This is a genomic window from Streptomyces sp. PTY087I2, from assembly GCF_001687325.1.
In the GTDB taxonomy this organism is placed as follows: domain Bacteria; phylum Actinomycetota; class Actinomycetes; order Streptomycetales; family Streptomycetaceae; genus Streptomyces.
Window position 1 is genome coordinate 21,645 of record NZ_LZRD01000001.1, and the last position, 21,974, is coordinate 43,618.

14 protein-coding genes and 1 pseudogene are annotated in these 21,974 nt (G+C 72.6%); 7 read left to right on the forward strand and 8 right to left on the reverse strand.

The features are described from left to right. Positions 1 to 2,148: an iron ABC transporter permease gene (locus A3Q37_RS00110; protein WP_065475612.1), complete on the forward strand. Its 2,148-nt coding sequence runs from the start codon at positions 1 to 3 to the stop codon at positions 2,146 to 2,148. A 58-nt stretch (positions 2,149 to 2,206) separates the two neighbouring features. Here A3Q37_RS00110 and A3Q37_RS00115 read toward each other — a convergent pair whose 3' ends face one another. The 4 genes from A3Q37_RS00115 to rhaI form a co-directional block, all read right to left on the reverse strand. Beyond that, on the reverse strand, positions 2,207 to 5,410 hold the full coding sequence (locus tag A3Q37_RS00115) for an alpha-L-rhamnosidase (RefSeq protein ID WP_065475617.1): 3,204 nt from the start codon (positions 5,408 to 5,410) through the stop codon (positions 2,207 to 2,209). A 53-nt stretch (positions 5,411 to 5,463) separates the two neighbouring features. Beyond that, positions 5,464 to 6,933 carry a rhamnulokinase family protein gene (locus A3Q37_RS00120; protein WP_065475620.1) on the reverse strand — a complete coding sequence of 490 codons (1,470 nt, stop codon included), beginning with the start codon at positions 6,931 to 6,933 and terminating at the stop codon, positions 5,464 to 5,466. Then, positions 6,930 to 8,969 (reverse strand): bifunctional rhamnulose-1-phosphate aldolase/short-chain dehydrogenase, encoded by a 2,040-nt coding sequence (locus A3Q37_RS00125; protein WP_065475623.1) that lies wholly within the window; start codon positions 8,967 to 8,969, stop codon positions 6,930 to 6,932. The genes A3Q37_RS00120 and A3Q37_RS00125 overlap by 4 nt, the downstream gene beginning before the upstream one ends. 161 nt (positions 8,970 to 9,130) lie before the next feature. Further along, positions 9,131 to 10,291 carry an L-rhamnose isomerase gene (rhaI, locus tag A3Q37_RS00130; RefSeq protein WP_065475627.1) on the reverse strand — a complete coding sequence of 387 codons (1,161 nt, stop codon included), beginning with the start codon at positions 10,289 to 10,291 and terminating at the stop codon, positions 9,131 to 9,133. A 260-nt stretch (positions 10,292 to 10,551) separates the two neighbouring features. On the opposite strand from rhaI, the gene A3Q37_RS00135 reads away from it, so the two are divergent. From A3Q37_RS00135 to A3Q37_RS00155, 5 genes are all read left to right on the forward strand, one after another. Continuing rightward, positions 10,552 to 12,069 (forward strand): sugar ABC transporter ATP-binding protein, encoded by a 1,518-nt coding sequence (locus A3Q37_RS00135; protein WP_065475632.1) that lies wholly within the window; start codon positions 10,552 to 10,554, stop codon positions 12,067 to 12,069. Beyond that, complete coding sequence (locus A3Q37_RS00140) at positions 12,066 to 13,106, forward strand: ABC transporter permease (RefSeq protein WP_065475637.1); 1,041 nt, start codon at positions 12,066 to 12,068, stop codon at positions 13,104 to 13,106. The genes A3Q37_RS00135 and A3Q37_RS00140 overlap by 4 nt, the downstream gene beginning before the upstream one ends. After that, positions 13,099 to 14,091: an ABC transporter permease gene (locus A3Q37_RS00145; protein ID WP_065475640.1), complete on the forward strand. Its 993-nt coding sequence runs from the start codon at positions 13,099 to 13,101 to the stop codon at positions 14,089 to 14,091. Before A3Q37_RS00140 ends, A3Q37_RS00145 begins: the two co-directional genes overlap by 8 nt. A gap of 44 nt (positions 14,092 to 14,135) precedes the next feature. After that, positions 14,136 to 15,218 (forward strand): rhamnose ABC transporter substrate-binding protein, encoded by a 1,083-nt coding sequence (gene rhaS / locus A3Q37_RS00150; RefSeq protein ID WP_065475643.1) that lies wholly within the window; start codon positions 14,136 to 14,138, stop codon positions 15,216 to 15,218. Positions 15,219 to 15,279: 61 nt separating this feature from the next. Then, a complete protein-coding gene (locus A3Q37_RS00155; protein WP_065475645.1) occupies positions 15,280 to 16,305 on the forward strand; it encodes a LacI family DNA-binding transcriptional regulator in 1,026 nt (341 codons plus the stop codon). Positions 16,306 to 16,360: 55 nt separating this feature from the next. Here A3Q37_RS00155 and A3Q37_RS00160 read toward each other — a convergent pair whose 3' ends face one another. From A3Q37_RS00160 to A3Q37_RS00175, 4 genes and pseudogenes are all read right to left on the reverse strand, one after another. Then, positions 16,361 to 17,026 carry an ATP-dependent endonuclease gene (locus A3Q37_RS00160; RefSeq protein WP_065475650.1) on the reverse strand — a complete coding sequence of 222 codons (666 nt, stop codon included), beginning with the start codon at positions 17,024 to 17,026 and terminating at the stop codon, positions 16,361 to 16,363. Between the two features lie 87 nt (positions 17,027 to 17,113). Continuing rightward, positions 17,114 to 18,310 (reverse strand): MFS transporter, encoded by a 1,197-nt coding sequence (locus tag A3Q37_RS00165; protein WP_065475655.1) that lies wholly within the window; start codon positions 18,308 to 18,310, stop codon positions 17,114 to 17,116. Beyond that, entirely contained in the window at positions 18,307 to 18,747 is a 441-nt protein-coding gene (locus A3Q37_RS00170; protein ID WP_065475659.1) for a nuclear transport factor 2 family protein, read from the reverse strand. The genes A3Q37_RS00165 and A3Q37_RS00170 overlap by 4 nt, the downstream gene beginning before the upstream one ends. A 260-nt stretch (positions 18,748 to 19,007) precedes the next feature. Next, positions 19,008 to 20,611 (reverse strand): annotated as a pseudogene (locus A3Q37_RS00175) (adenosine deaminase). 205 nt (positions 20,612 to 20,816) lie between these two features. Here A3Q37_RS00175 and A3Q37_RS00180 point away from each other — a divergent pair. Further along, the gene (locus A3Q37_RS00180) at positions 20,817 to 21,917 is read left to right on the forward strand and encodes a LacI family DNA-binding transcriptional regulator (RefSeq protein ID WP_065475666.1); all 1,101 of its coding nucleotides are present in this window, start codon (positions 20,817 to 20,819) and stop codon (positions 21,915 to 21,917) included. Positions 21,918 to 21,974: the final 57 nt, after the last annotated feature.

Sequence of the window (21,974 nt, forward strand, 5' to 3'; positions counted from 1 at the left end):
ATGAGCACCCGCACCACAACCGCCCCGCCCGCCCCCGTGAAGACGGTGGCGGGCGCGGCCGGTCCGGCCGGGACCGTGTCCCCGGCGTCGGCCGGCCCACCGGCCCGTCACGGCCGGACGCTCCTCATCGCGCTCGCGGGGCTCCTCGCCCTGGCCGCCCTCGCGCTCACCCACGTGAGCCAGGGCACCGCCGCCGTCGATCTGCACACGCTCTGGGAGCTGGCGACCGGCTCGTCGTCCGACCGGACCGCGCACGAGCAGACGGCCGCCGTAGTCCTGGACTCCCGGCTGCCCCGGCTCGCCGCCGGGCTCCTGGTCGGCTGTGCGCTCGGCGCGGCGGGCGCGGCCCTCCAGTCGGTGTCGCGCAACATGCTGGCGTCCCCCGACACGCTCGCCGTGAACGCGGGCGCGTACCTCGCGGTGGTCACCGTCGCCGCGTTCGGCATCTCCCTGCCCGCGCTGCCCGCCGGAGCGACGGCGTTCCTCGGCGGACTCCTCGCGGCGGCCGTCGTGCTCGGCCTGTCCCGGGCCGGGGCCGGACCCATCCGGCTGGTGCTCGCGGGTTCCGCGCTCACCCTCGCGCTGTCCGGGCTGAGCGGGATGCTCCTGCTCCTGCGCTCCCAGCAGACGACCGGGCTGTTCGCCTGGGGCAACGGTTCGCTCGCCCAGATCGGCATGCAGTCCATCGACCGGCTCGCCCCGGTCGCGCTCGTGGCGTTCGCCGGGCTCATGCTGCTGGGCCGGCGCCTCGACATCCTCGCCCTCGGTGACGACGGGGCGGCGGTCGTGGGCGTTAACCCCCGGCTGACGCGCTCCATCGCCGTGATCCTCGCGGTGCTGCTGGCGGCGGTGTCGGTGGCGGTCGCGGGGCCGGTCGGCTTCGTCGGCCTGTGCGCGCCCGCGGTGGTCCGGCTGCTCAGCACCTGGATCCCCGGGCTGGTCCGGCACCGCGCGTTCATTCCCGCGTCGGCGGTCGCGGGCGTGCTCGTGGTGCTCGGCGCGGATGTGCTGCTGCGCGCGGTGTTCGGCGCCCAGGCGGGGGCCGAGGTGCCGACCGGCATCGTCACGACCTGCTTCGGTGCGCTCGTCCTGATCGTCATGGCGTACCGGTCGCGTGACATGGGCACGGACAGCGGCTCGACGGCGTTCGCCCGGCTGCGCAGCCGGCGCGCGTTCGTCGTCACGCTGGTGGCGACGGCGGTCGGGCTGCTCGGCGCGGTGGTGGTGGCGACGCTGTTCGGCGACGCGACGCTGCTGCTGGGCGATGTGGGCAACTGGCTCGCGGGCCGGTCGGGACAGTTCGTCAGTTACGTCCTGGACACGCGGGTCCCCCGGGTCGCCGCGGCTCTGCTGGCCGGTGCGGCGCTGGCGGTCGCGGGAGCCGTCGTCCAGGCGGTGTCGCGCAACCCGCTCGCGGAACCGGGTGTGCTCGGCGTCGTCAGCGGGGCGGGGGTGGGTGCGGTCGCCGTCCTCACCGTCGTACCGCTGGCGAGCTTCTGGCTGATCGGCGGCTCCGCGCTGGCGGGTGCGGCGGCGGCCGCGGCGCTGGTGTTCGGGCTCGCCGCACGGCGTGGTCTGGAGCAGAACCGTCTGGTGCTGATCGGTATCGGGGTCCAGGCGGGTGCGGGCGCGTTCGTGAGTCTGCTGATCGTGCTCACCGACCCGTACAACGAGACGAAGGCGCTGGCCTGGCTGGGCGGATCGACGTACGGGCGGACGTTCCCCGAGCTGATTCCGGTGCTGGTGGCGCTGGTCGTCGCGCTGCCCGTCCTCGCGGTGATGCGCCGTGAACTGGATCTGATCGGCCTGGACAACGAGACGCCCGCCCTGCTCGGCGTGCGGCTCGGGGCCACCCGGCTGGGCCTGCTGAGCCTCGCCGTCCTGCTGACGGCGGGGGCCGTGGCGGCGGTCGGCGTGATCGGGTTCGTCGGCCTCGTCGCCCCGCACGCGGCACGCGCCCTGGTGGGCCGCCGCCACGCGCGAGTCCTCCCGGTCAGCGCGCTGCTCGGGGCGCTGCTGGTGGTCGTGTCCGACACGGTCGGCCGGACGGTCATCGCCCCGGCGCAGATCCCGGTCGGCCTCCTCACGGCCGTGATCGGCGCCCCGTACTTCATCTGGCTGCTCTGGCGGTCGAGGCGCGAGGGCTGACGGGCCGTCCCGGCGGGTCCGAGCCCGCCGGTACGGCGTCCCTCTCGTCCCCGCCGCCTCAGGCCGTGAAGCGGTGGTTCCCCGAGCTGACGGCGAAGACCGCGCAGCCGTCGTCCATCCGCAGGAAGCGCGCGCCGGGGTGGGTGACGTCCTCGGCGCGGGCGGCCGGGATCCACACCTCGGCGGTGGTGTTCACGGGCAGGCCCACGGTCAGCTGGAAGCGGCCCTTCTCCGTCCTCCAGTCGGTGGTGACCGGCCCGTGGAGCGAGGCGAAGCGGCCCCGGGCGCGGGTGATGCCGCCGCCGGGGCGGGGCCGCACGGTGACCTTGCGGAAGCCGGGCGCGGCGGGGGCGATGCCCGCGATGTGGGCGTACATCCACTCCCCGACCGAGCCGTACGCGTAGTGGTTGAAGGAGTTCATCCCGGCGTCCTGGAAGCTTCCGTCCGGCTTGATGGAGTCCCAGCGCTCCCACATGGTCGTGGCCCCGCGGTCGATCTGGTAGCCCCAGCTGGGGAAGGTCCGCTGGAGCAGCAGGCGGTACGCCACGTCCGTGTGCCCGGTGTCGGTGAGGACGGGGAGCAGACGCGGGGTGCCGAGGAAGCCCGTGGACAGATGCCAGTCCTTCGCCTCGATGAGGGCGACGAGCCGGTCGGCGGCCGTGGTCCGCTCCTGTTCGGTCAGCAGGTCCATGGAGAGCGCGAGGACGTAGGCGGTCTGGGTGTCGCCCTTCACCCGGCCGCCGTCGGTGACGTAGGCGGTACGGAAGGCCTCGCGAACCTCCGTGAACAGTGCGGTGTACGGGGCCGGGTCCTTGCCCAGGACCCGGGCGGTACGGGCCACGAGGTCGGCGCTGTGCGCGTAGTAGGCGGTGGCGATGACGTCCTTGGGTGTGTCGTCGGCGATGTTGAGCCAGTCGCCGTACCCGGTGGCGGGCCGCAGCCGTCCGGTGCTGTGGGCGTCGAGGTGGTCGAGCCACTTCAGCATCGAGGGCCAGGCCCGCTCCAGCACCTGGGTGTCGCCGTACGCCTGGTAAAGGGCCCAGGGGACGGTGACGCCCGCGTCGCCCCAGCCGGCCGAGCCCGCGCCGAGGCCCTCGACGTGCGGTGCTACGTCGGTGAAGGCACCGTCGGCGGTCTGGTCGTCCTGGAGGTCGCTCAGCCACTTGGACAGGAAGCGCGCGGACTCCATGGCGTACGTGGCGGTGGGTGCGAAGACGTTGATGTCGCCGGTCCAGCCGAGGCGTTCGTCGCGGGCGGGGGTGTCGGTGGGGATGGAGAGGAAGTTGCCGCGCAGGCCCCAAGTGATGTTGCTGTGGAGCTGGTTGAGCATCGGGAGGTTCGTCTCGAACTCCATGGTGAGCGGCGCGTCGGTGTGGATCACCCGCCCGACGACCGCGTCGAGCGGTGGCTTGCCGGGGTAGCCGGTCACCTCGACGTAGCGGAAGCCGTGGAAGGTGAAGCGCGGCTCGTACGTCTCGCGGCCGCCGCCCTTGAGGGTGTAGTGGTCGGTCGCGGCGGCGGTGCGGAGGTTGGTGGTGTAGACGGTGCCGTCGGGGTTCAGCACCTCGGCGTGGCGCAGCCGTACGGTGGTGCCGGCGCGGCCGGTGACGCGCAGGCGGGCGGTGCCGACCATGTTCTGGCCGAGGTCGAAGACGAAGACGCCGGGGCGGGGTTCGGTGATCTTCTGGGCCTTGAGCTCCTGGATGACGCGGCAGGGCCCGTCGGGCTCGGCGACCAGTTCGCCGGTGACCTCCTCCTCGGCGGGCACGGCCTTCGCCCAGGCGGAGTCGTCGAAGCCGGTGCGGAGCCAGCCGTCGGTCTCCAGACGGGCGTCGTAGTTCTCGCCGGCGAGGAGATCGGCCAGGGTGATGGGGCCGGTGGCGGCCCGCCAGTCGGTGCCGGACAGCACCCGCTCGGTGGTGCCGTCCCGGTAGGTCACCTCCAACTGACCGAGGAATGCGGGGTGTTCGCCGTACTGATGCGGGCCGAACATCCCGACGTTGCCCGCGTACCACCCCGTCGCCAGCTCCACGCCGAGGGTGTTGGCCCCGGAGGTGAGCAACTCGGTGACGTCGTGCGTCTGGTACTGGATGCGTTTGGCGTAGTCCGTCCAGCCGGGCGCGAGGCGGTCCGTCCCGATCCGCTTGCCGTTGAGGTGTGCCTCGTACAGGCCGAGGGCCGTGGAGTAGAGCCGGGCCCGCTCGACGGGCTTGCGGCGCAGCCGGAACTCGTGGCGCAGCTGGGCGACGGGGGCGTACGCGGGGGCGACCTTGCCCCAGGGGCCGGAGCCCCAGGGGGCGAGGACCTTGGCGGTCGGCCAGGCGCCGTCGTCGTAGTCCAACGCCTGCCAGTCGCCCGTGGGTTCGACGTCGGTGGCCTTCCAGCCGTCGCCGGTGGCGATGGTGCGTACGCCGTCGGCGGTGGTCAGCTCCAGGGCCCCGAGCAGTCCGGCGGGGCCGGTGACCTCGTTGGTCGCGGCGACGGCGAGGACGTGGCGGCCGGGGGCCAGCCGTTCGGTGACGTCGGTGACCGAGGGGCGGCTCCAGGCCCGGGCAACCTCGTCCGGTTCGGCCCGAGCCACCTCCGTACCGTCGAGGTGGGCGACGTACCCGTCGTCGGCGGTGAGCACGAGGCGGGCCCGCGTCACCCCGTCCGGTACGTCGAACGCGCCCCGGAACCAGCGGGTCGCGGCGGGGGCGCTGGTCGCCGGGTCGCCCTCCGGGAACCAGATCCAGGAGGCCTCGTCCAGGGCGGGCGCGCCGACGAGGGCGGCCGGGGCGCCGATCCAGCGCGCGGACCAGTCCGAGGCCTCGGTGAGGCCGGTCTCCCACCAGGCGGGCTCGGACCAGGCGGAGACGTGGCCTTCGTCGTCCCACACCCGCACGGTCCAGTAGTAGCGCGTACGGGAGCGCAACTCGGGCCCGGAGTAGAGGACTTGCGTGGAGTCGGTCGACTCGACCTTGCCGCTGTCCCATACGTCGGGCCGTTCCAGGGCGCGTTCGCTCAGCGCTACTCGGACCTGGTAGGCGCTCTGTGTGCGGCCCGGCGCGGTGGCGGTGAGCGGCCAGCCGAGGCGGGGGCGGGCGGCGCCGAGGCCGAGCGGGTTCTTCACGTACTCGGCGGTCGAGCCGCCCACCCGGAGGCCCTTTCCGGCCCCTTGCGCACCGCGTTCCGCGGCCTGTGCGGGGGGAATGGCTCCGGCGATGAGGGTGGTTCCCAGGGCGGTGGCGGTCGTGCTGAGCAGTCGTCGTCGGCTGATCACACTCGGCTCCGATTCGGCGAGGGGAAGGGGAATGGGGCAGATAGGGCGTTCGGTCAGGCAGGCAAGGGGCGGGCGTCCTCGGTGCGACGCGCCGCCACCTCCCAGGCCGCCGGGTCGCCCGACGGCTCGTAGCGGGTCAAGGGCTGGGTGCGGGCGATGAGTTCGCGGGTGGAGGCCAGGCCGCCGGGCAGGCCGTGGGCCCGTGCCTGGACGAGGATGTTGCCGAGCGCGGCGGCTTCGGCGGGGCCCGCGACCACGGGCACCCCGCAGGCGTCGGCGGTGAGTTGGCAGAGCAGGGCGTTGCGCGCCCCGCCGCCGACGAGGTGCACGACGTCGATCTCGCGGTCGGCGAGGCGCTGCGCTTCACGGATCGCCCGCCGGTGGGCGAGGGCCAGCGAGTCGAGGACGCAGCGGGTCATCTCCCCCGGGCCGTGGGGCACCGGCCCGCCGGTGGCTCGGCAGGCGGCCGCGATGCGCCCCGGCATGTCTCCTGGCGCCAGGAACTCGGGGGCGGCGGCGTCCACCACGTACCGCAGAGCAGGCAGGCGGGCGGCCTCGGCGAGCAGCGGGGTGACGTCGGTCAACTCCCAGGTGCGCATGCACTCCTGGAGCAGCCACAGGCCCATGATGTTGCGCAGGAAGCGCACGGTGCCGTCGATGCCCAGCTCGTTGGTGAAGTTCGCGGCGCGGCTCGCCCCGGTGGTGACGGGCCCGTCGAGTTCGAGGCCGGCCAGCGACCAGGTTCCCGTGCAGAGGTACGCGAACCGCTCCCTTCGTTCGGCCGGGACGGCGGCGACGGCGGAGGCGGTGTCGTGCGAGCCGACGGCCGTCACCGGTACGGGTCCGGGCAGCCCGGTCCGTTCCCGGACCGCCGGGAGCAGCGTGCCCGCCGGGTCGCCGGGGCGGCGCAGCGGGGCGAAGAGCGCGAGGTCGATGCCGAGACGGCCGGCCAGGGCGCGGTTCCAGTCGCCGGTGCGCGGGTCGATGAGCTGGGTGGTGGACGCGTTGGTCAGCTCGGTGCCCTGCTCCCCCGTGAGCCAGTACGCGATCAGGTCCGGGATCAGCAACAGACGGCGGGCCGAGGCGAGTTGTGGGGTCCCCTGCGCGGCCACGAGTTGGTAGAGGGTGTTGAACGGGGCGTACTGGATTCCGGTCGCCCGGTAGAGGTCGTCGGGCGGGACCGTGGCCCACACCCGCTCCGGGACGCCTTCGGTGCGCCGGTCCCGGTAGTGGACGGGGTTGCCGAGGAGGGACCCGTCGGCGGCGAGGAGCCCGTAGTCCACCGCCCAGCTGTCGATGCCGACGGAGTCGACCGGGCCCGCCGCGCGCAGCCCGTCGAGCACTCCCCCGTACAGGCCGAGGATGTCCCAGCGCAGGCCCTCCGGCAGGTGCACGGGACGGTTGGGGAAGCGGTGGGCCTCGGTGAGGTGCAGGGTGTCCGGGCCGACGCGGCCGGCCATGACCCGTCCGCTGGACGCGCCGAGGTCGACGGCCGCGAACGTCTTCGTACGGGCGGCGCTCATCGCAGGAAGGCCGCGGCGACCCCGGCGTCGACCGGGATGTGGAGGCCGGTGGTGTGGGTCAACTCGCCGCCGGTGAGGGCGAACACGGCGTTGGCCACGTGTTCGGGCAGCACTTCCCGCTTGAGCAGAGTGCGTTGGGCGTAGAACTCGCCGAGCTTCTCCTCCTCGATCCCGTACGTCGCGGCGCGCTGCGCACCCCACCCTCCGGCGAAGATGCCAGAGCCGCGCACCACACCGTCCGGGTTGACCCCGTTGACGCGAATACCGTCGCCGCCCAACTCTGCTGCCAGCAGCCGCACTTGGTGAGCCTGGTCGGCCTTGGCCGCGGAGTACGCGACATTGTTGGGACCGGCGAAGACAGCGTTCTTCGAAGCGATGTAGACGAGGTCGCCGCCGAGGCCCTGGGCCCGCATGACGCGCGCGGCCTCGCGGGCGACGAGGAAGGAACCCCGGGCCATGATGGCGTGCTGGAGGTCCCAGTCCCGGACCGTGGTCTCGGCCAGCGGCTTGGAGATGGATATGCCCGCGTTGTTGACCACCAGGTCGACGCCGCCGAAGGCGAGTGCCGCCGCCGCGAAGGCGTCGGCCACCTGCTCCTCGCTGGTGACGTCGACGGTGACGGCCACCGCCCGGTCGGGGCCGCCCAGTTCCTCGGCGACGGCGGCCCCGTTCACCGCGTCCAGGTCGGCGACGACCACACAGGCGCCCTCCGCGACGAGGCGGCGGGCGATGGCCCTGCCGATGCCGCTGCCCGCCCCGGTCACCAGGGCGACCCGGGTGGCCAGCGGCTTCGGCCGCGGCATCCGCCGGAGTTTGGCCTCCTCCAGGGCCCAGTACTCGATGCGGAACTTCTCCGACTCCTCGATCGGGGCGTAGGAGGAGACGGCTTCCGCGCCGCGCATCACGTTGATCGCGTTGAGGTAGAACTCCCCCGCCACACGGGCGGTCTGCTTGTCCTTGCCGAAGCTGAACATCCCCACCCCGGGGATGAGCACGATCGCCGGGTCCGCGCCTCGCATCGGGGGCGAGCCGGGCTCCGCGTGCCGGGTGTAGTACGCGGCGTACTCCTCCCGGTAGGCGGTGTGCAGTTCGCCCAAGCGGCTGACGGCTGCGTCGAGTTCGGCGGTCGGCGGCAGGTCGAGGACCAGGGGCCTGACCTTCGTCCGCAGGAAGTGGTCCGGACAGGAGGTGCCGAGGGCGGCGAGCCTCGGGTGTTCGGCGCGGGCGAGGAAGTCCAGCACGGCGTCGGAGTCGTCGAAGTGGCCGACCTGGGGGTGGTCCCGGGAGGCGAGGGCGCGTACGTACGGGGCGAGGGCGGCGGCCCGCGCGCGACGATCGGCCTCGGGCAGCGCCTCGTACCCCTCGATCACCGGGCCGAACGGCTCGGTCCTGCCGTGCTCGGCGAGGAAGGTCCCGGCGGTGCGGATGATGTGGAGCGCGTTGGCCTCGCACTCCTCGGACGTCGCCCCCCAGGCGGTGATGCCGTGGCCGCCGAGGACGCAGCCGATGGCTTCGGGGTTGGCCGCCTGCACCGCGGCGATATCCAGGCCGAGTTGGAATCCGGGGCGCCGCCAGGGGACCCAGGCGACGGTGTCGCCGAAGCAGTCGGCGGTCAGCTTCTCGCCGTCGGCCGCGCAGGCGAGGGCGATCCCGGAGTCCGGGTGCAGATGGTCGACGTGCGGGGCGTCGACGAGCCCGTGCATGGCGGTGTCGATGGAGGGGGCCGCGCCGCCCTTGCCGTGCAGGCAGTAGTCGAACGCGGCGACCATCTCGTCCTCGCGCTCCTCACCCGCGTAGACGCCGCGCAGGGCGCGGAGGCGGTCGAGGCGGAGGACGGCGAGCCCTTCGGCGGTGAGGGTGCCGAGGTCGCCGCCGGAGCCCTTGACCCACATCAGCTCGACGTCGTCGCCGGTGACCGGGTCGGGCGCGAGGCCCTTGGCGGAGGCGTTGCCGCCCGCGTAGTTCGTGTTACGGGGGTCGGAGCCGAGCCGGTGGGAGCGGGCCAGGAGCGCGGCGGCTTCGGGGTGGAGTGGCATGGGGTTCCTCGGTGTCCTTCGCTGAGGGAGGGGCGGGGAGGGGTTCGGGTGCGGCGGGCGGCCAGAGCGGCGGGGCCGGCTTCCGGCGGGGCGCGGTGGGCTTGGGCGGTGCGGCGGGCGGGCGACGCGGCGGGGCCGACGTGTGCGCGTCCCGGGACTGCCTACGCCCCCCACCCCGCCTGCTGCCCCCCGACCCGCTCCTCGGCGGTCTTCATCGCCCAGCCGGAGCGCCGGTAGGCGGCCATCGGGTCGCCGTCCAGGCCCTGTTCCTCGCGGATCTCGGCGAGCAACGGGCGTACGTCGGCGTTGTACGCGTCCATCAGCACGGCGTTGGCCTCCAGGACATCGCCCGTGCGCTGGGCGTCGGCCAGGGCCGCGCGGTCCACGAGGAGCGCCTTCGCGGTGGCCTCCTGGACGTTCATCACCGAGCGGATGATCGCGGGGATCTTCTCCTCGATGTTGTGGCACTGGTCGAGCATGAAGGCGACGTCCGCGGTGAGCCCTCCGCCGCGGACGACCTCGTACATGATGCGGAAGAGCTGAAACGGGTCGGCCGCCCCGACCATCAGGTCGTCGTCGGCGTAGAAGCGGGAGTTGAAGTCGAACCCGCCGAGCCGGCCCTCGCGCAGCAGCGTCGCGACGATGAACTCGATGTTGGTGCCGGGCGCGTGGTGCCCCGTGTCCACGACGACCCGGGCCTTCGGGCCCAGCTTGAGGCAGTGGGCGTAGGCCGTTCCCCAGTCCGGGACGTCGGTCGTGTAGAAGGCGGGCTCGAACAGTTTGTACTCCACGAGCATGCGCTGATCGTCGCCGAGCCGTTCGTAGACGGCGGCCAGCGCCTCGGCGAGCCGGTCCTGCCGCTCGTGGATGTCGTCCTGGCCAGGGTAGTTCGTGCCGTCCGCGAACCACAGCTTGAGGTCCCGGGACCCCGTCGCGTCCATGATGTCGACGCAGGCCAGCAAGTGGTCCAGGGCCTTGCGGCGGACGGCGGCCTCCGGGTGGCAGACGCTGCCGAGCCGGTAGGCGTCGTCCTGGAAGGTGTTGGCGTTGATCGCCCCGATGGCCAGGCCCCGGTCGCGGGCGTGCCCGGCGAGCGCCGCGTAGTCGTCGACCGTGTCCCAGGGAATATGGAGGGCGACGGTCGGTGCGGCTCCGGTGAACTCGTGCACCTTCGCCGCGTCGTCCAGCTTCTCCTGCGGGGTGCGGGGCACGCCGGGCCGGGCGAAGACCTTGAAGCGGGTCCCCGAATTCCCGTACGCCCAGGAGGGCGTCTCGATGGCCTGGGACGTGAGGGCGGCCTTCACCGTGGCGTGCTCGGTCACTTCGTCGCTCCTGTGACGTCGGTGTGAACGCGAATGAATCTGAAACGATTCATGTGGGTTGAAGGTAGGAGCGCCCCTGAGGGCTGTCAACCCTTCCGGCAGACCTGACGCCGCAGAACCTTATGAATGCACGGGGCAGTTGAGAATTTCCGTTCAGCCCCATTGACGCGCCCCGAGGTACCTGCCTAACGTCCCGGCAACTCATTTGAAACCTTTCACGATGTCGTGAGGACGCCCTCCGCATCGTCGAGGAGCCACCGATGACCCACCGGTCCGCCAAGGATCCGGCCCCCGTGCTGGCCCTGAGGGACATCTCCAAGTCCTTCGGCGCCGTGCGCGCCCTGCGGGGCGTGTCCCTCGACCTGTTCCCCGGCGAGGTCCACGCGCTCGCCGGGGAGAACGGCGCGGGCAAGTCGACCCTGATCAAGACGCTCGCCGGAGTGCACCGGCCCGACAGCGGCCAGGTTCTGCTGGACGGCGAGCCGGTGACCTTCCACGGCCCCGCCGACGCCCGCGACGCCGGGATCGCCGTCATCTACCAGGAGCCGACGCTCTTCCCCGATCTGTCGATCGCCGAGAACATCTTCATGGGCCGGCAGCCCCGCCGTGCGCTCGGCCGCATCGACCACCGGGCCACCCGGACCGCCACGGCCGCCCTGATGCACCGGCTCGGGGTCGAGCTGGACCCCAACCGTCCGGCGCGCGGCCTGTCGATCGCGGACCAGCAGATCGTGGAGATCGCCAAGGCCCTCTCCTTCGACGCCCGTGTCCTGATCATGGACGAGCCGACGGCCGCGCTGACCGGCAGCGAGGTGGCGCGTCTGTTCGGCGTGGTCCGGGCGCTGCGCGAGCAGGGGGCGGCCGTGCTGTTCATCTCGCACCGGCTGGAGGAGATCTTCCGTATCTGCGAGCGCGTCACGACCCTGCGGGACGGGGCGCTGATCGCCGGTGAACCGCTGGCCGGGATGACGGAGGAGGACCTGGTCCGGCGGATGGTCGGCCGGGATCTGGACGAGCTGTATCCGAAGCAGCACGTCGAGGCCGGCGAGGTCGCCCTCAGCGTCCGGCGGCTCACCCGCGAGGGCGTGTTCACCGACGTCTCCTTCGATGTGCGGTGCGGCGAGATCGTCGGTATGGCGGGGCTGGTCGGCGCCGGGCGTACGGAGGTGGCGCGGGCGGTCTTCGGCGTGGACCGCTGGGACGCCGGTGAGGTCGAGGTGGCGGGGCGGGCGCTCGTCAACGGCGCCCCGTCCACCGCCATGGCCGCCGGGCTCGCCCTGGTCCCCGAGGACCGGCGGGCCCAGGGCCTGGTGATGGGCATGTCCATCGAGCGGAACATCGGGCTGACCGGGCTGCGCGCCACCCGGCGGGCGGGGCTGATGGACCGGGGTGCGGAGCGCAGCCGCTCGCTCGACTGGGCGGTCCGGCTCCAGGTGAAGTACGCCCGCATCGCGGATGCCGTCTCCACCCTGTCCGGCGGCAACCAGCAGAAGGTGGTGCTGGCCAAGTGGCTGGCGACCACACCTTCCGTGCTGATCGTCGACGAGCCGACGCGCGGGATCGACGTCGGCACGAAGGCGGAGGTGCACCGGCTGCTGAGCGCGCTGGCGGCCGACGGGGTGGCGGTGCTGATGATCTCGTCCGATCTGCCCGAGATCCTCGGCATGGCCGACCGGGTGCTGGTGATGCACGAGGGCCGACTGACCGCCGAGATCCCCCGCTCCGACGCCACCGAGGAGACCGTGATGGCCGCAGCCACCGGGAGGGCCGCCGCATGACGGCGACGACGACCGAACCGGCGCCCGTCGCGCCGATCCCCGCCTCCAGCAGCACCCGGCTGGTGGACCGTGTCTTCAAGATGCGTGAACTCGCCATCTTCGTCCTTCTATTGGCGATGCTCGCACTCACCCAGCTCGGCAACAGCGCGTTCCTCTCCGAGCAGGGCGTCAAGGACCTGCTGCTCAACGCCACGATCCTGGTGCTGGTCGCCACCGGCCAGGCACTGGTGGTCATCACCCGCAACGTCGACCTGTCGGTGGGCTCGACCCTCGGCATCAGCGCCTTCGCCGCCGGTACGTATCTCCAGGGCGGCGGGCACCCGGTGGTGGCCGTGGTCCTGGCCGTACTGCTCGGCGTGGGCTTCGGTCTGCTGAACGGGCTGCTGGTGAGCCTCGGCCAGGTGCCCGCCCTGGTGGTGACGCTCGGAACGCTCTACATCATCCGGGGCATCGACTCGATCTGGGTCGGCTCGCGGCAGATCACGGCGGCCGATCTCCCGGGCGGATTCGTGGACTTCGGCTCCGGCGGGATCTCGGCGGTGCCGTGGCTCGCGCTGATCGCCCTGGCGGTGCTGGTGTCGACGGCGTACTACCTCAAGCACTTCGGCAGCGGGCGCGAGCTGTACGCCCTGGGCTCCAACCCGGAGGCGGCGCGGCTGGCCGGGATTCCCGTACGCCGGCGGATCCTGCTCGCCTACACCTTCTGCGGGGCGCTGGCCGGGCTCGCGGGAGCGCTGTATCTGGCGCGCTTCGGGAACGTCGACTCCGGTACGGGCAGCGGGTACGAACTCACCGTCGTCAGCGCGGTCGTGGTCGGCGGGGTGGTCTTCACCGGGGGCTCCGGCACGGTGTACGGGGCGGCTCTCGGCGCGCTGCTGCTGACCTCGGTGAACAGTGTGCTGCCCGCGCTCGGCGTCAGCTCCGTGTGGGTGCTCGCGATCAACGGAATCCTGCTCATCCTCGCCATCGCGGTCGACCGGATCGTGGCCCTGCGCGTGGCGTCCGCCCTGAAGAAGAGGAACGCCCGCCATGGCTGACTCCGCACTCGCGCGCGCCGTCCGCTGGGACACGGTCGTCGGCGCTCTCCTGATCGTGGTGCTGCTGCTGTCCTTCGGCTTCGTCGACGGTTTCGGCAACGCCCTCAACCTGTCGTTCCTGATCGGCAACACCCTGCCCATCGCGCTGATCGCGCTGCCGATGACGCTGCTGGTGGTCTCCGGCGAGATCGATCTGTCGGTGGCGTCCACGGCCGGCCTCTCGGGAGCGGTGATGGGCGCGCTGTGGAACCAGGGCCTGCCGATCGAGGCGATCATCCCCGTCTGTCTGCTGCTCGGCGTGGTGTGCGGGCTGGTCAACGGGCTGCTGGTGACCCGCCTGGGACTGCCGTCGCTCGCCGTCACCATCGGGACGCTGGCCGCCTACCGGGGCATCGCACAGATCGTGCTGGGCTCGGACGCGGTCACCGATTTCCCGTCCCCCTACCTGGACTTCGCCGCCGGACGGATCGGCGACACGTTCGTCCCGTACGCCCTTCTCCCTTTCCTGGCGCTGCTCGCCGTCGCCGTACTCGCCCTGCACGCAACGCCGTTCGGGCGTTCGCTGTTCGCGACGGGCGCCAACGAGGAAGCCGCCAGGTTCGCGGGCGTACGGGTGAAGCGGCAGAAGCTGATCCTGTTCACCGTGACCGGTCTGATGGCCTCGCTCACCGGGGTGTTCTGGGCGCTGCACTACGCCAGCGCCCGCTTCGACAACGCGACCGGCCTCGAACTGTCCGTCGTGGCCGCCGTGTTGCTCGGCGGCATCGACTTCGACGGCGGCAAGGGCACGCTCGGCGGCGCGATCGCGGGTGTGTTCCTGCTCGGCGCGCTCCAGAACGTGATGAGCCTCGGGGACGTCTCCGCGCAGTCCCAGATCGTCGTCACCGGCGTACTGCTCGTGCTCTCCGTGCTCGGCCCGCGCGTCGTCCGCCAGATCTCCGTCGCGAGGGCGGGGCGGCGGGCCGCCTCGGCCCCGACTCCCTGACCACGTCTTCGTAAACCCGCCCATCTTCCGCAAAGGACCCTGCCATGCGTACGTCATCGATCCGCCGTACCTGTGCGGCCCTGGCCGCCGTCACCTCCCTCGCGCTCGCCGTCACCGCCTGCGGGGGCACCACCAAGAGCGATGTGAAGAAGGAGAGCGGGGCGGCCGCCTCGGCCGGCGAGGCCGACCCGGACGCTCCCACCAAGAAGGGGCTGACCGTGGGCTTCCTGCCCAAGCAGGTCAACAACCCCTACTTCACCACCGCCGACAAGGGCGGGCAGAAGGCCGTCGAGGCGCTGGGGTCCACTTTCAAGGAGGTCGGCCCGACCAGCGCCACCGACACTTCCGGCCAGGTCTCCTACGTCAACACCCTCACCCAGCAGCAGGTCGACGCCATCGCCGTGTCCGCGCAGGACCCGGGCGCGCTGTGCACCGCGCTCAAGCAGGCCATGAAGAACGGCGTCAAGGTCGTCACGTACGACTCCGACACCAAGACCGACTGCCGCAACGTGTTCATCTCGCAGGCCGGTGCGGAGGATCTGGGCCGCACCCAGGTCCAGCTGCTCGCCGAACAGATCGGCTACAAGGGCGAGATCGCGATCCTGTCCGCCGCCCAGACGGCGACGAACCAGAACCTGTGGATCGACTACATGAAGGACGAGCTGAAGGACCCGAAGTACAAGGACGTGAAGCTGGTGAAGGTGGCGTACGGGAACGACGACGCCCAGCAGTCCTTCCAGCAGACACAGGGGCTGCTCCAGGAGTATCCGAAGCTCGCCGGGATCGTGTCGCCGACCACCGTCGGCATCAAGGCGGCGGCGCAGTACCTGTCCGGTTCGAAGTACCGGGGCAAGGTGAAGCTGTCCGGCCTCGGCACCCCCAACGATCTGCGGTCGTACGTGAAGAACGGCACGGTCGAGGCGTTCGAGCTGTGGGACCCGGCGAAGCTCGGCGAGCTGGCCGGCCATGCCTCGATCGCCCTGGCGTCCGGGCAGATCACCGGCAAGGAGGGCCAGACCTTCGAGGCGGGCGAGCTGGGCACGTACACGATCGGCAAGGACGGGGTGGTGGACCTGGGGAAGCCGACGGTGTTCGACCAGGACAACATCGACGACTTCGACTTCTGATGCGCGCGGATAGGCTGAGGGCTCGTTCCGCGTCCCTCACCCCTCTGGAGGTCTCCGTCTGATGGCCCGGTCGGTGGGTATCAAGGACGTGGCCCGGGCCGCCGGAGTATCGGTGGGCACGGTCTCCAACGTCATCAACCGCCCGGACACGGTCGGTTCCGACACCCGTGCCCGCGTCCTGTCGGCGATCGACCGGCTGGGTTACGTCCGCAGCGAGTCGGCGCGGCAGCTGCGGGCGGGGCGCAGCCGGATCATGGGGCTGCTGGTCCTCGACATGGGCAACCCGTTCTTCGTGGACGTGGCGCGCGGTGCCGAGCGGGCCGCGCGGGAGGCGGGGCTCGGCGTCATGGTCTGCAACAGCGCGCAGAGCCCCGGCGAGGAGGCGGAGTATCTGTCGCTCTTCGCGGAACAGCGGGTCCGAGGGGTGCTGCTGACCCCGGCCGACGCGACCGGGCGCAACATCGCGGCCTTCCGGCGGCACGGCATCCCGTTCGTCCTCGTCGACCGGGTCGCCGAGGGAACGACCGAGTGCTCGGTGTCGGTCGACGACGTGGCGGGCGGGGCGCTGGCGGTGCGGCATCTGCTGGACGCCGGGCACCGCTCCATCGCGTACGTGAGCGGGCCGCCCGGCTTCAATCAGGTCCGGGACCGCCGTACGGGGGCGCTCGCCGCGCTCGCCGAGGCGGGGCTCGGTCCGGAGGCGCTGCGGGAGCTGCCGACGGAGCGGCTGGACGTGGCGGCGGGCCGGGACGCGGGGGCCCGGCTGCTGGGGCTCTCCGACCGGCCGACCGCCGTGTTCTGCGCCAACGACCTGCTCGCGCTGGGGGTGTTGCAGTCGCTGTTCGCCGCCGGGGTCTCCGTACCCGACGATCTGGCCCTGGTGGGGTACGACGACATCGAGTTCGCGGCGGCGGCCGCGGTGCCGCTCACATCGGTGCGGCAGCCGGCGGCGACGATGGGGGCGCTGGCGGCGGGTCTGCTCCTGGAGGAGACCGGGGCAGGGGCGTCCGCGGGGGCGCACGAGCACCGGCGGGTGGTCCTCCAGCCGGAACTGGTGGTGCGGCGGTCGAGTCTCGCCGCCCGCTGAGGAGACGCCCGGTGGTCAGAGGTGGGGGCCGGTGGTCCGGAGCGCGGGCCGGTGGTCAGAGGTGGGCGAGGAGGCCGTCGAGCGGGCGGGGCAGGCGGGTGAGGTCCAGGGCCTCGGTGAGCGCCCGGGCGTAGTGCTCCTTGCGGCCGCCGATGGTTCCCATGAAGCGCCGCAGCTGCGCCTCGACCGGCCGTTCCCGCTGGGCGGGCTGCTTCTGGAAGAGCCGGAAGGTGCGCAGGTCGCCCTGGTCGTCGATGACCTGCTGGACGCCGTCGGTGCCGAGCGCCCGGATCAGCTCGTCCTCCAGATCGGCGTGGCAGGTGAAGAAGCCCAGGCTCTCCAGGTCGTCGGGGGCGAGACCGGTGCCGAAGCCGGTGCGCTCCAGGCCCTGGAGGAAGAAGCGCTGCTCCGCCGCGTCGCAGAGACCGGCGGGCCGGACATCGAGCCCGTCCGGGCCGAGCAGGCGCAGGAAGCGGGTGATGCTCGTGGCACCGCCGAGCGGCACGACCACGACGCCCTCGGCGGTCAGGGCGCGGCCCTGGCGTTCGGCGAGCGCCTCGACGGCCGCCCGGTCGCTGACGCCCTCGACGAGCACCACTGTACGCAGGCCAAGCCCGGCCGCCAGCTCACGGGCGGCACCGGCCTCGGCGGGCGCCGGGGTGTCGCTGTCGTCGGCGGCCCAGGAGATGACCGTCTGCCTCAAGCGTGTCGCTGTGTCCACCCGGCCAGTCTCGCACCGTGATCGGCGGGTACGACAAGGGTTTTCGCGTACGCCGACGAGGCCCTGGTTCACACGGGCAGCGTTACGTCACCGGGGCGCGGGAGGCCTGCGGGCCAGGTAGAGGCCGACGCCCAGGGCGAGGGCCAGGACGCAGCCGGAGAAGGTCAGTCCGGCGTTCCGGAGTCCGATGCCGAGCGTGAGGGCGCCGACGCCGACGACGGGCAGGGAGATGCCCAGGTAGGCGATGACGAAGAACGCGGACACGGTCGCGGCCCGGTGCTCGGGCGGGGCCGCCGCGCTGATCGCCGCCACCGCGCCCCGGAACGCCAGCCCCTGGCCCAGGCCGCCGCACACGGCCCCGGCGACCAGCAGGGACAGTGAGGTGAACAGCAGCGAGGCGCCGACCAGGGCGAGTCCGGCGACGAGGACGAAGCAGCCGCCCGGCAGGGCGCGGCGCTGCCCGACCCGCCCCATGAGCGACTGCCCGGCCGTCGAGGCGAGGAAGACGGTGAAGACGACGAGCCCGGTGAGGGCCAGGTTGTGCACGTCGAGCGTCTCGGCGACGAACGCGGGGGCGACCGCCGTGAAGAGGCCGAGCAGGGAGAACCCGGCGAAGGCGGCCAGCGCCGAGGTCGTGAACACGCCGCGCATCGCGGGCGGGACGGCCAGGCCCTGGGGCCGCAGCCGCAGTCCCCGCACCCGGGCGGAGGCGACCGTCTCGGGGAGGAACCAGGTCAGCACGGCGGCCACGGCGATGAGTGCCAGGTGCGCGAGGAAGGGGAGCCGCAGGGGCCAGGGGGCGTACTCGGCGAGCAGCCCCGACAGAAGCGGTCCGCACCCCAGGCCGCCCATGTTCGCGGCGGTCGCGGCAAGCCCTGCGCGGGCCGCGCGCCCCGGCGGGGCCAGCTCCATGACCGTAACCGTGGCGGCGCCGCTGAGCAGTCCGGCGGCGAACCCGGAGAGGAGCCGGCCGGCGAACAGGGCGGGGAGCCCGCCCTCGAAGAGGAAGCAGAGCGCGCTGGCCGCCGAGAAGCCCAGGGCGGCCAGGAGGACCGGCCGCCGCCCGGCCTCGTCGGACACGTTCCCGACGAGCAGCAGGGTGGCGATCACTCCTAGGGCGTAGACGGCGAAGACGACCGTCACCATCAGCTCGGAGAAGCCGAGCTGTTCCCGGTAGAGGCCGTAGAGCGGGGTGGGAAGCGTGGTGCCCGCCATGCCGATGGCGAAGACGGCCGCGGCGGCCGGGTAGCCGAGACGCTTCCCGCTGCGTGGCGGAGAGGTCATGAACCGGCGGGCGGGGCCGCGGGGGTGATGTGGCTCAGCACGCACCGCCAGTGCCCGTCGCGCCGTACGAAGACGTCCGTGGTCCATTCGTCGGCGTCGAAGCGCTGACCGCCGTAGTGGGCGGTGTTGGTGATCCGGACGGTGACGAGGGCGGTGTCGCCGTGGACCCGGACCCTCGGCGGGGTGATGGCTTCCATCGCCGAGTGGGTCAGATCGCCGGACCGGACGTAGTCGAGGAACGTCTCCCGGTCCGTGATGCCGGACTCGGAGACGATGACCCACTCGTCGGCCATGAAGCCGGCGATCCGTGCCGCGTCGTTCGCGACGATCGCGGCGGCCCAGTCGTCGACAATCGCGGTGAGCCGGGCGTGGTCGGCGTCGGACGCTCCCCGGTCCGGGGGCGGCCCGGGGGCCTGTTCCTCTCCGCTCTGTGCCATGCGGCGAGCGTAACCGTGGGCCGTGCGGGCCGCGCGTTCTAGGGGGTGTCTTGTCGATCAGGCCGGATCAGGGAGCGGGGTCTGGTGCCGTGCATCGCAAGGCGGAGGAGGGAGTCATGGCGGAGCCATGGCGAGTGACGACAACGCGGCGAGGTGCGGCACCAGGGCACGCGAGCCCGGCCTGATCGGCAAGACACCCCCTAGGGGCCGGGGGCGGGACCGCGCGGGCCCCGCCCCCGGTGTTCAGCGGTGGCGCGGGGTCAGCGCGCTCCGCCCTGGCGGCGTTCGAATCCGGCGAACGCGGCTTCCTGGCGCCACTCGGCGGCCGCCTTCGCGTTGTCCGCGAGATGGCGGGCGCAGGCCGGGGCGGGCGGGGCGATGCCCGGCTGCGATCCGGCGCAGGCGCGGACCGGGCGGTAGCCGGTGCGCGCGGAGCCGGCGGCCCACAGGCTGTCGCCGTCGAGGAAGGCGTGCTCCAGCGAGGCGCGCGCCAGGTCCTTCAGCTCGGTGTAGCTCAGGCCGTAGGTGGCGCGGGCGTACTGGTACTCATGGCTGATGTCGATGCGCGAGACGCCGGGGTCGTCGGTGGCGAGGACCACCGGGACGCCGTGGCGGCGGTAGGCGTTGAACGGGTGGTCGTCGCCCGCCACGCCCAGGATCTGCTTGTTGCTGCTGAACGGCACCTCGACGGCGACACCGCGCCGGGCCATCGTCCGGGCGAGCCGCTGCCAGTCGTCCTCGTGGACCAGGTCGACGCCGTGGCCGATGCGTTCGGCTCCGGCGACGAGGACGGCCTCACGGATGTGGAACGTCAGATCCTCGGGCTTGACCAGGCCGGGGGTCAGCTCACCGGCGTGCAGCGTGAGGCGGGCGTCCGGGTACTGGGTGCGCAGATACTGGAGCATCCGCATCTGGAGGCGGTAGTTCCGCAGTGCGCTCTCCCCGTCCTCGGGCTGGACGAGGTTGACGGCGACGAACCGCGGGTCGTGCTGGCGAGTCGCATGCCGACGGCCATCTGTGTGAAGACGCGCTCGTTCGAACTGCCGCGGGAGACCTGGGAGATCCACCGGACGGGCAGGCGGCAGCCGGGGTCGGGGCGGTCGGTGTCGCAGTGCGCCGTCTCCCGGAACTGGGCGTCGGCGGCGTCCGCCTCCCGTACGGCCTCGTTCACGACCCCGTCGAGCTTTCCGCCGGCGACCAGCTTCCGGTGGAAGGCGGCGAGGTCGGCGTCGTAGCCCACGGAGTCGGCGAGCTTCTTCGCGGCGTCCGAGGCGGGGGTGACCAGGGTCTCCAGATAGAACTGGTTCTGCTCCACGACGGTGTTGGCGACATTGGCGAGCATCTTGCCGCGGTCGCGCGTCGCCTCGCCGAACTTGCCGAAGGTGTCGAAGAAGTGGTCGTGGCCCGACTCGCCTTCGGGGAAGTCCTGCATCGACCAGGCGCGGACGATCCGCTGCCGGAACTCGGCGTCCGTGCGGGCGTCGGCGGCCGGCCGGGTACCCGGTCCGCAGGGCGGGCGCACCGCGGTGTCGGTGGCGTCGATGCACAGCCCGTTCTCGCCCGCGAGCTGGATCAGATACTCGGTGGTGACGGCGCCCGAGAGGTGGTTGTGGAGGTCGCCGCCCTTGGGCAGCGCCGCGAAGAAGGCCTTGAGCCGTGCCGGGTCGTCCCCCAGCGCGTCGAGGCGGGCGGCCGTTCTGCGTTCGGCGGGGGTGGTGACGCGGAACGCGGCCGGGGCGGCGGGGTCCTCGGCCGGTGCGGCGGCGGCCGGGACCGCGGGCAGCATCGTGAGTAAGGCGAGGGCGGCGATCCCGGCCGGGACCAGGGAGTGGGGACGGTGGGCCGTCCGAATCGTTGAGATCACCGCCGCATGATCGCGTCGGGCCCGGCGCCCGCCCGCGCGAAACTCATGGGCGCACGCGGGTTCCACCCGATCGTGTGCTGTACGGGCCTGACGGCAGAAGGGCCGAAAGAAGTCTTGCGCGATCCCTTGACCGGTGTGGGGCGAGGGTCCACAGTGACTCACTAATGCGCATTAGTAATACGCATTAGCGATTCGGAGGAACACCGTGGAAGAACCCAGGAAGCGGGCCAGGCCGGGCCGCGCGCCCGCCCCCGCGGGCCGTACGTCCCGGCCGCGGCAGGCCGAGGTCGCCCGGCTCGCCGGGGTCTCGCAGGCGACTGTCTCGCTGGTGCTCGGGGCCGGGAAGCAGGGCGCGACGATCTCCGAGGAGACGCGCCGCAAGGTGCTCGACGCGGTGCGGGCGCTCGGTTACGTCCCCGATCCGGCGGCCAGCCGGCTGGCGGCCGCGCGGAACAACCTGCTGGGGGTCTTCAGCTTCACGTCGACGTTCCCGACCGATGTGCAGCACTCGTACTACCCGTTTCTGGTCGGCGTCGAGCAGGAGGCCGCGGCCCGCGGCTACGACCTGGTGCTCTTCACCGGGTCCAGCACGGGCGGCGCGGGGGCGGCCGGGCCGAACGCCCTGGCCCGGGTGCGGCTCGCCGACGGCTGCCTGTTCCTCGGGCGGCACGCGCCGGCCGAGGAGTTGCGGCGGCTGGTCGCTGACGGGTTCCCGGTGGTCCATCTGGGCCGAAGGGACGAGCTGGAGGGGCTCGCCTGGGTCGGCGCGGACTACATCAGCGCCAGCCAGGAGGTCGTCGCCCATCTCGCGGCGCTCGGCCACCGGCGCATCGTGCTGGTCCGGGAGGACGACGACGCGCCCGCCTCCACCGACCGTGAACACGGCTTCCTCAAGGGCCTGGAGGAGGCGGGGCTGCCCGGCGGGCCCGCCGCCGTCTTCCGCTCCGCCGACCCCGAGCGGGAGCTGACCGCGGAGCGGCTGCGCGGCTGGCTCGACGAGGGCGTCACCGCGTTCGTCGCGGAGGAGACCGACACCGGGGACGCCTGGCGCGCCCTGCACGGGGCCGCTCACTTCGTCGGGATCGACTGCCCGCGCGACGCCTCGCTGGCGCTGCTCGGCAGCCCGCCGCCGGACCTGGCCGAGGAACCTGTGCCCACCGGATTCGACATTCCCCGGCCGCAGTTGGGCGCGGCGGCCGTCCGCATGCTCGCCGCGCTGGTCTCCGGGGAGGAGGCGGCCGAACCCCTGGTCGCCTGCACCTTCCGGTCCGGCTCCACGGCGGGCCCGGCCCCCGCCCGGTACTGACCTCTAGACCTGAGGTCTCGTCACCGCACCACGTACGTCCAGCACTTCAAGGAGAAC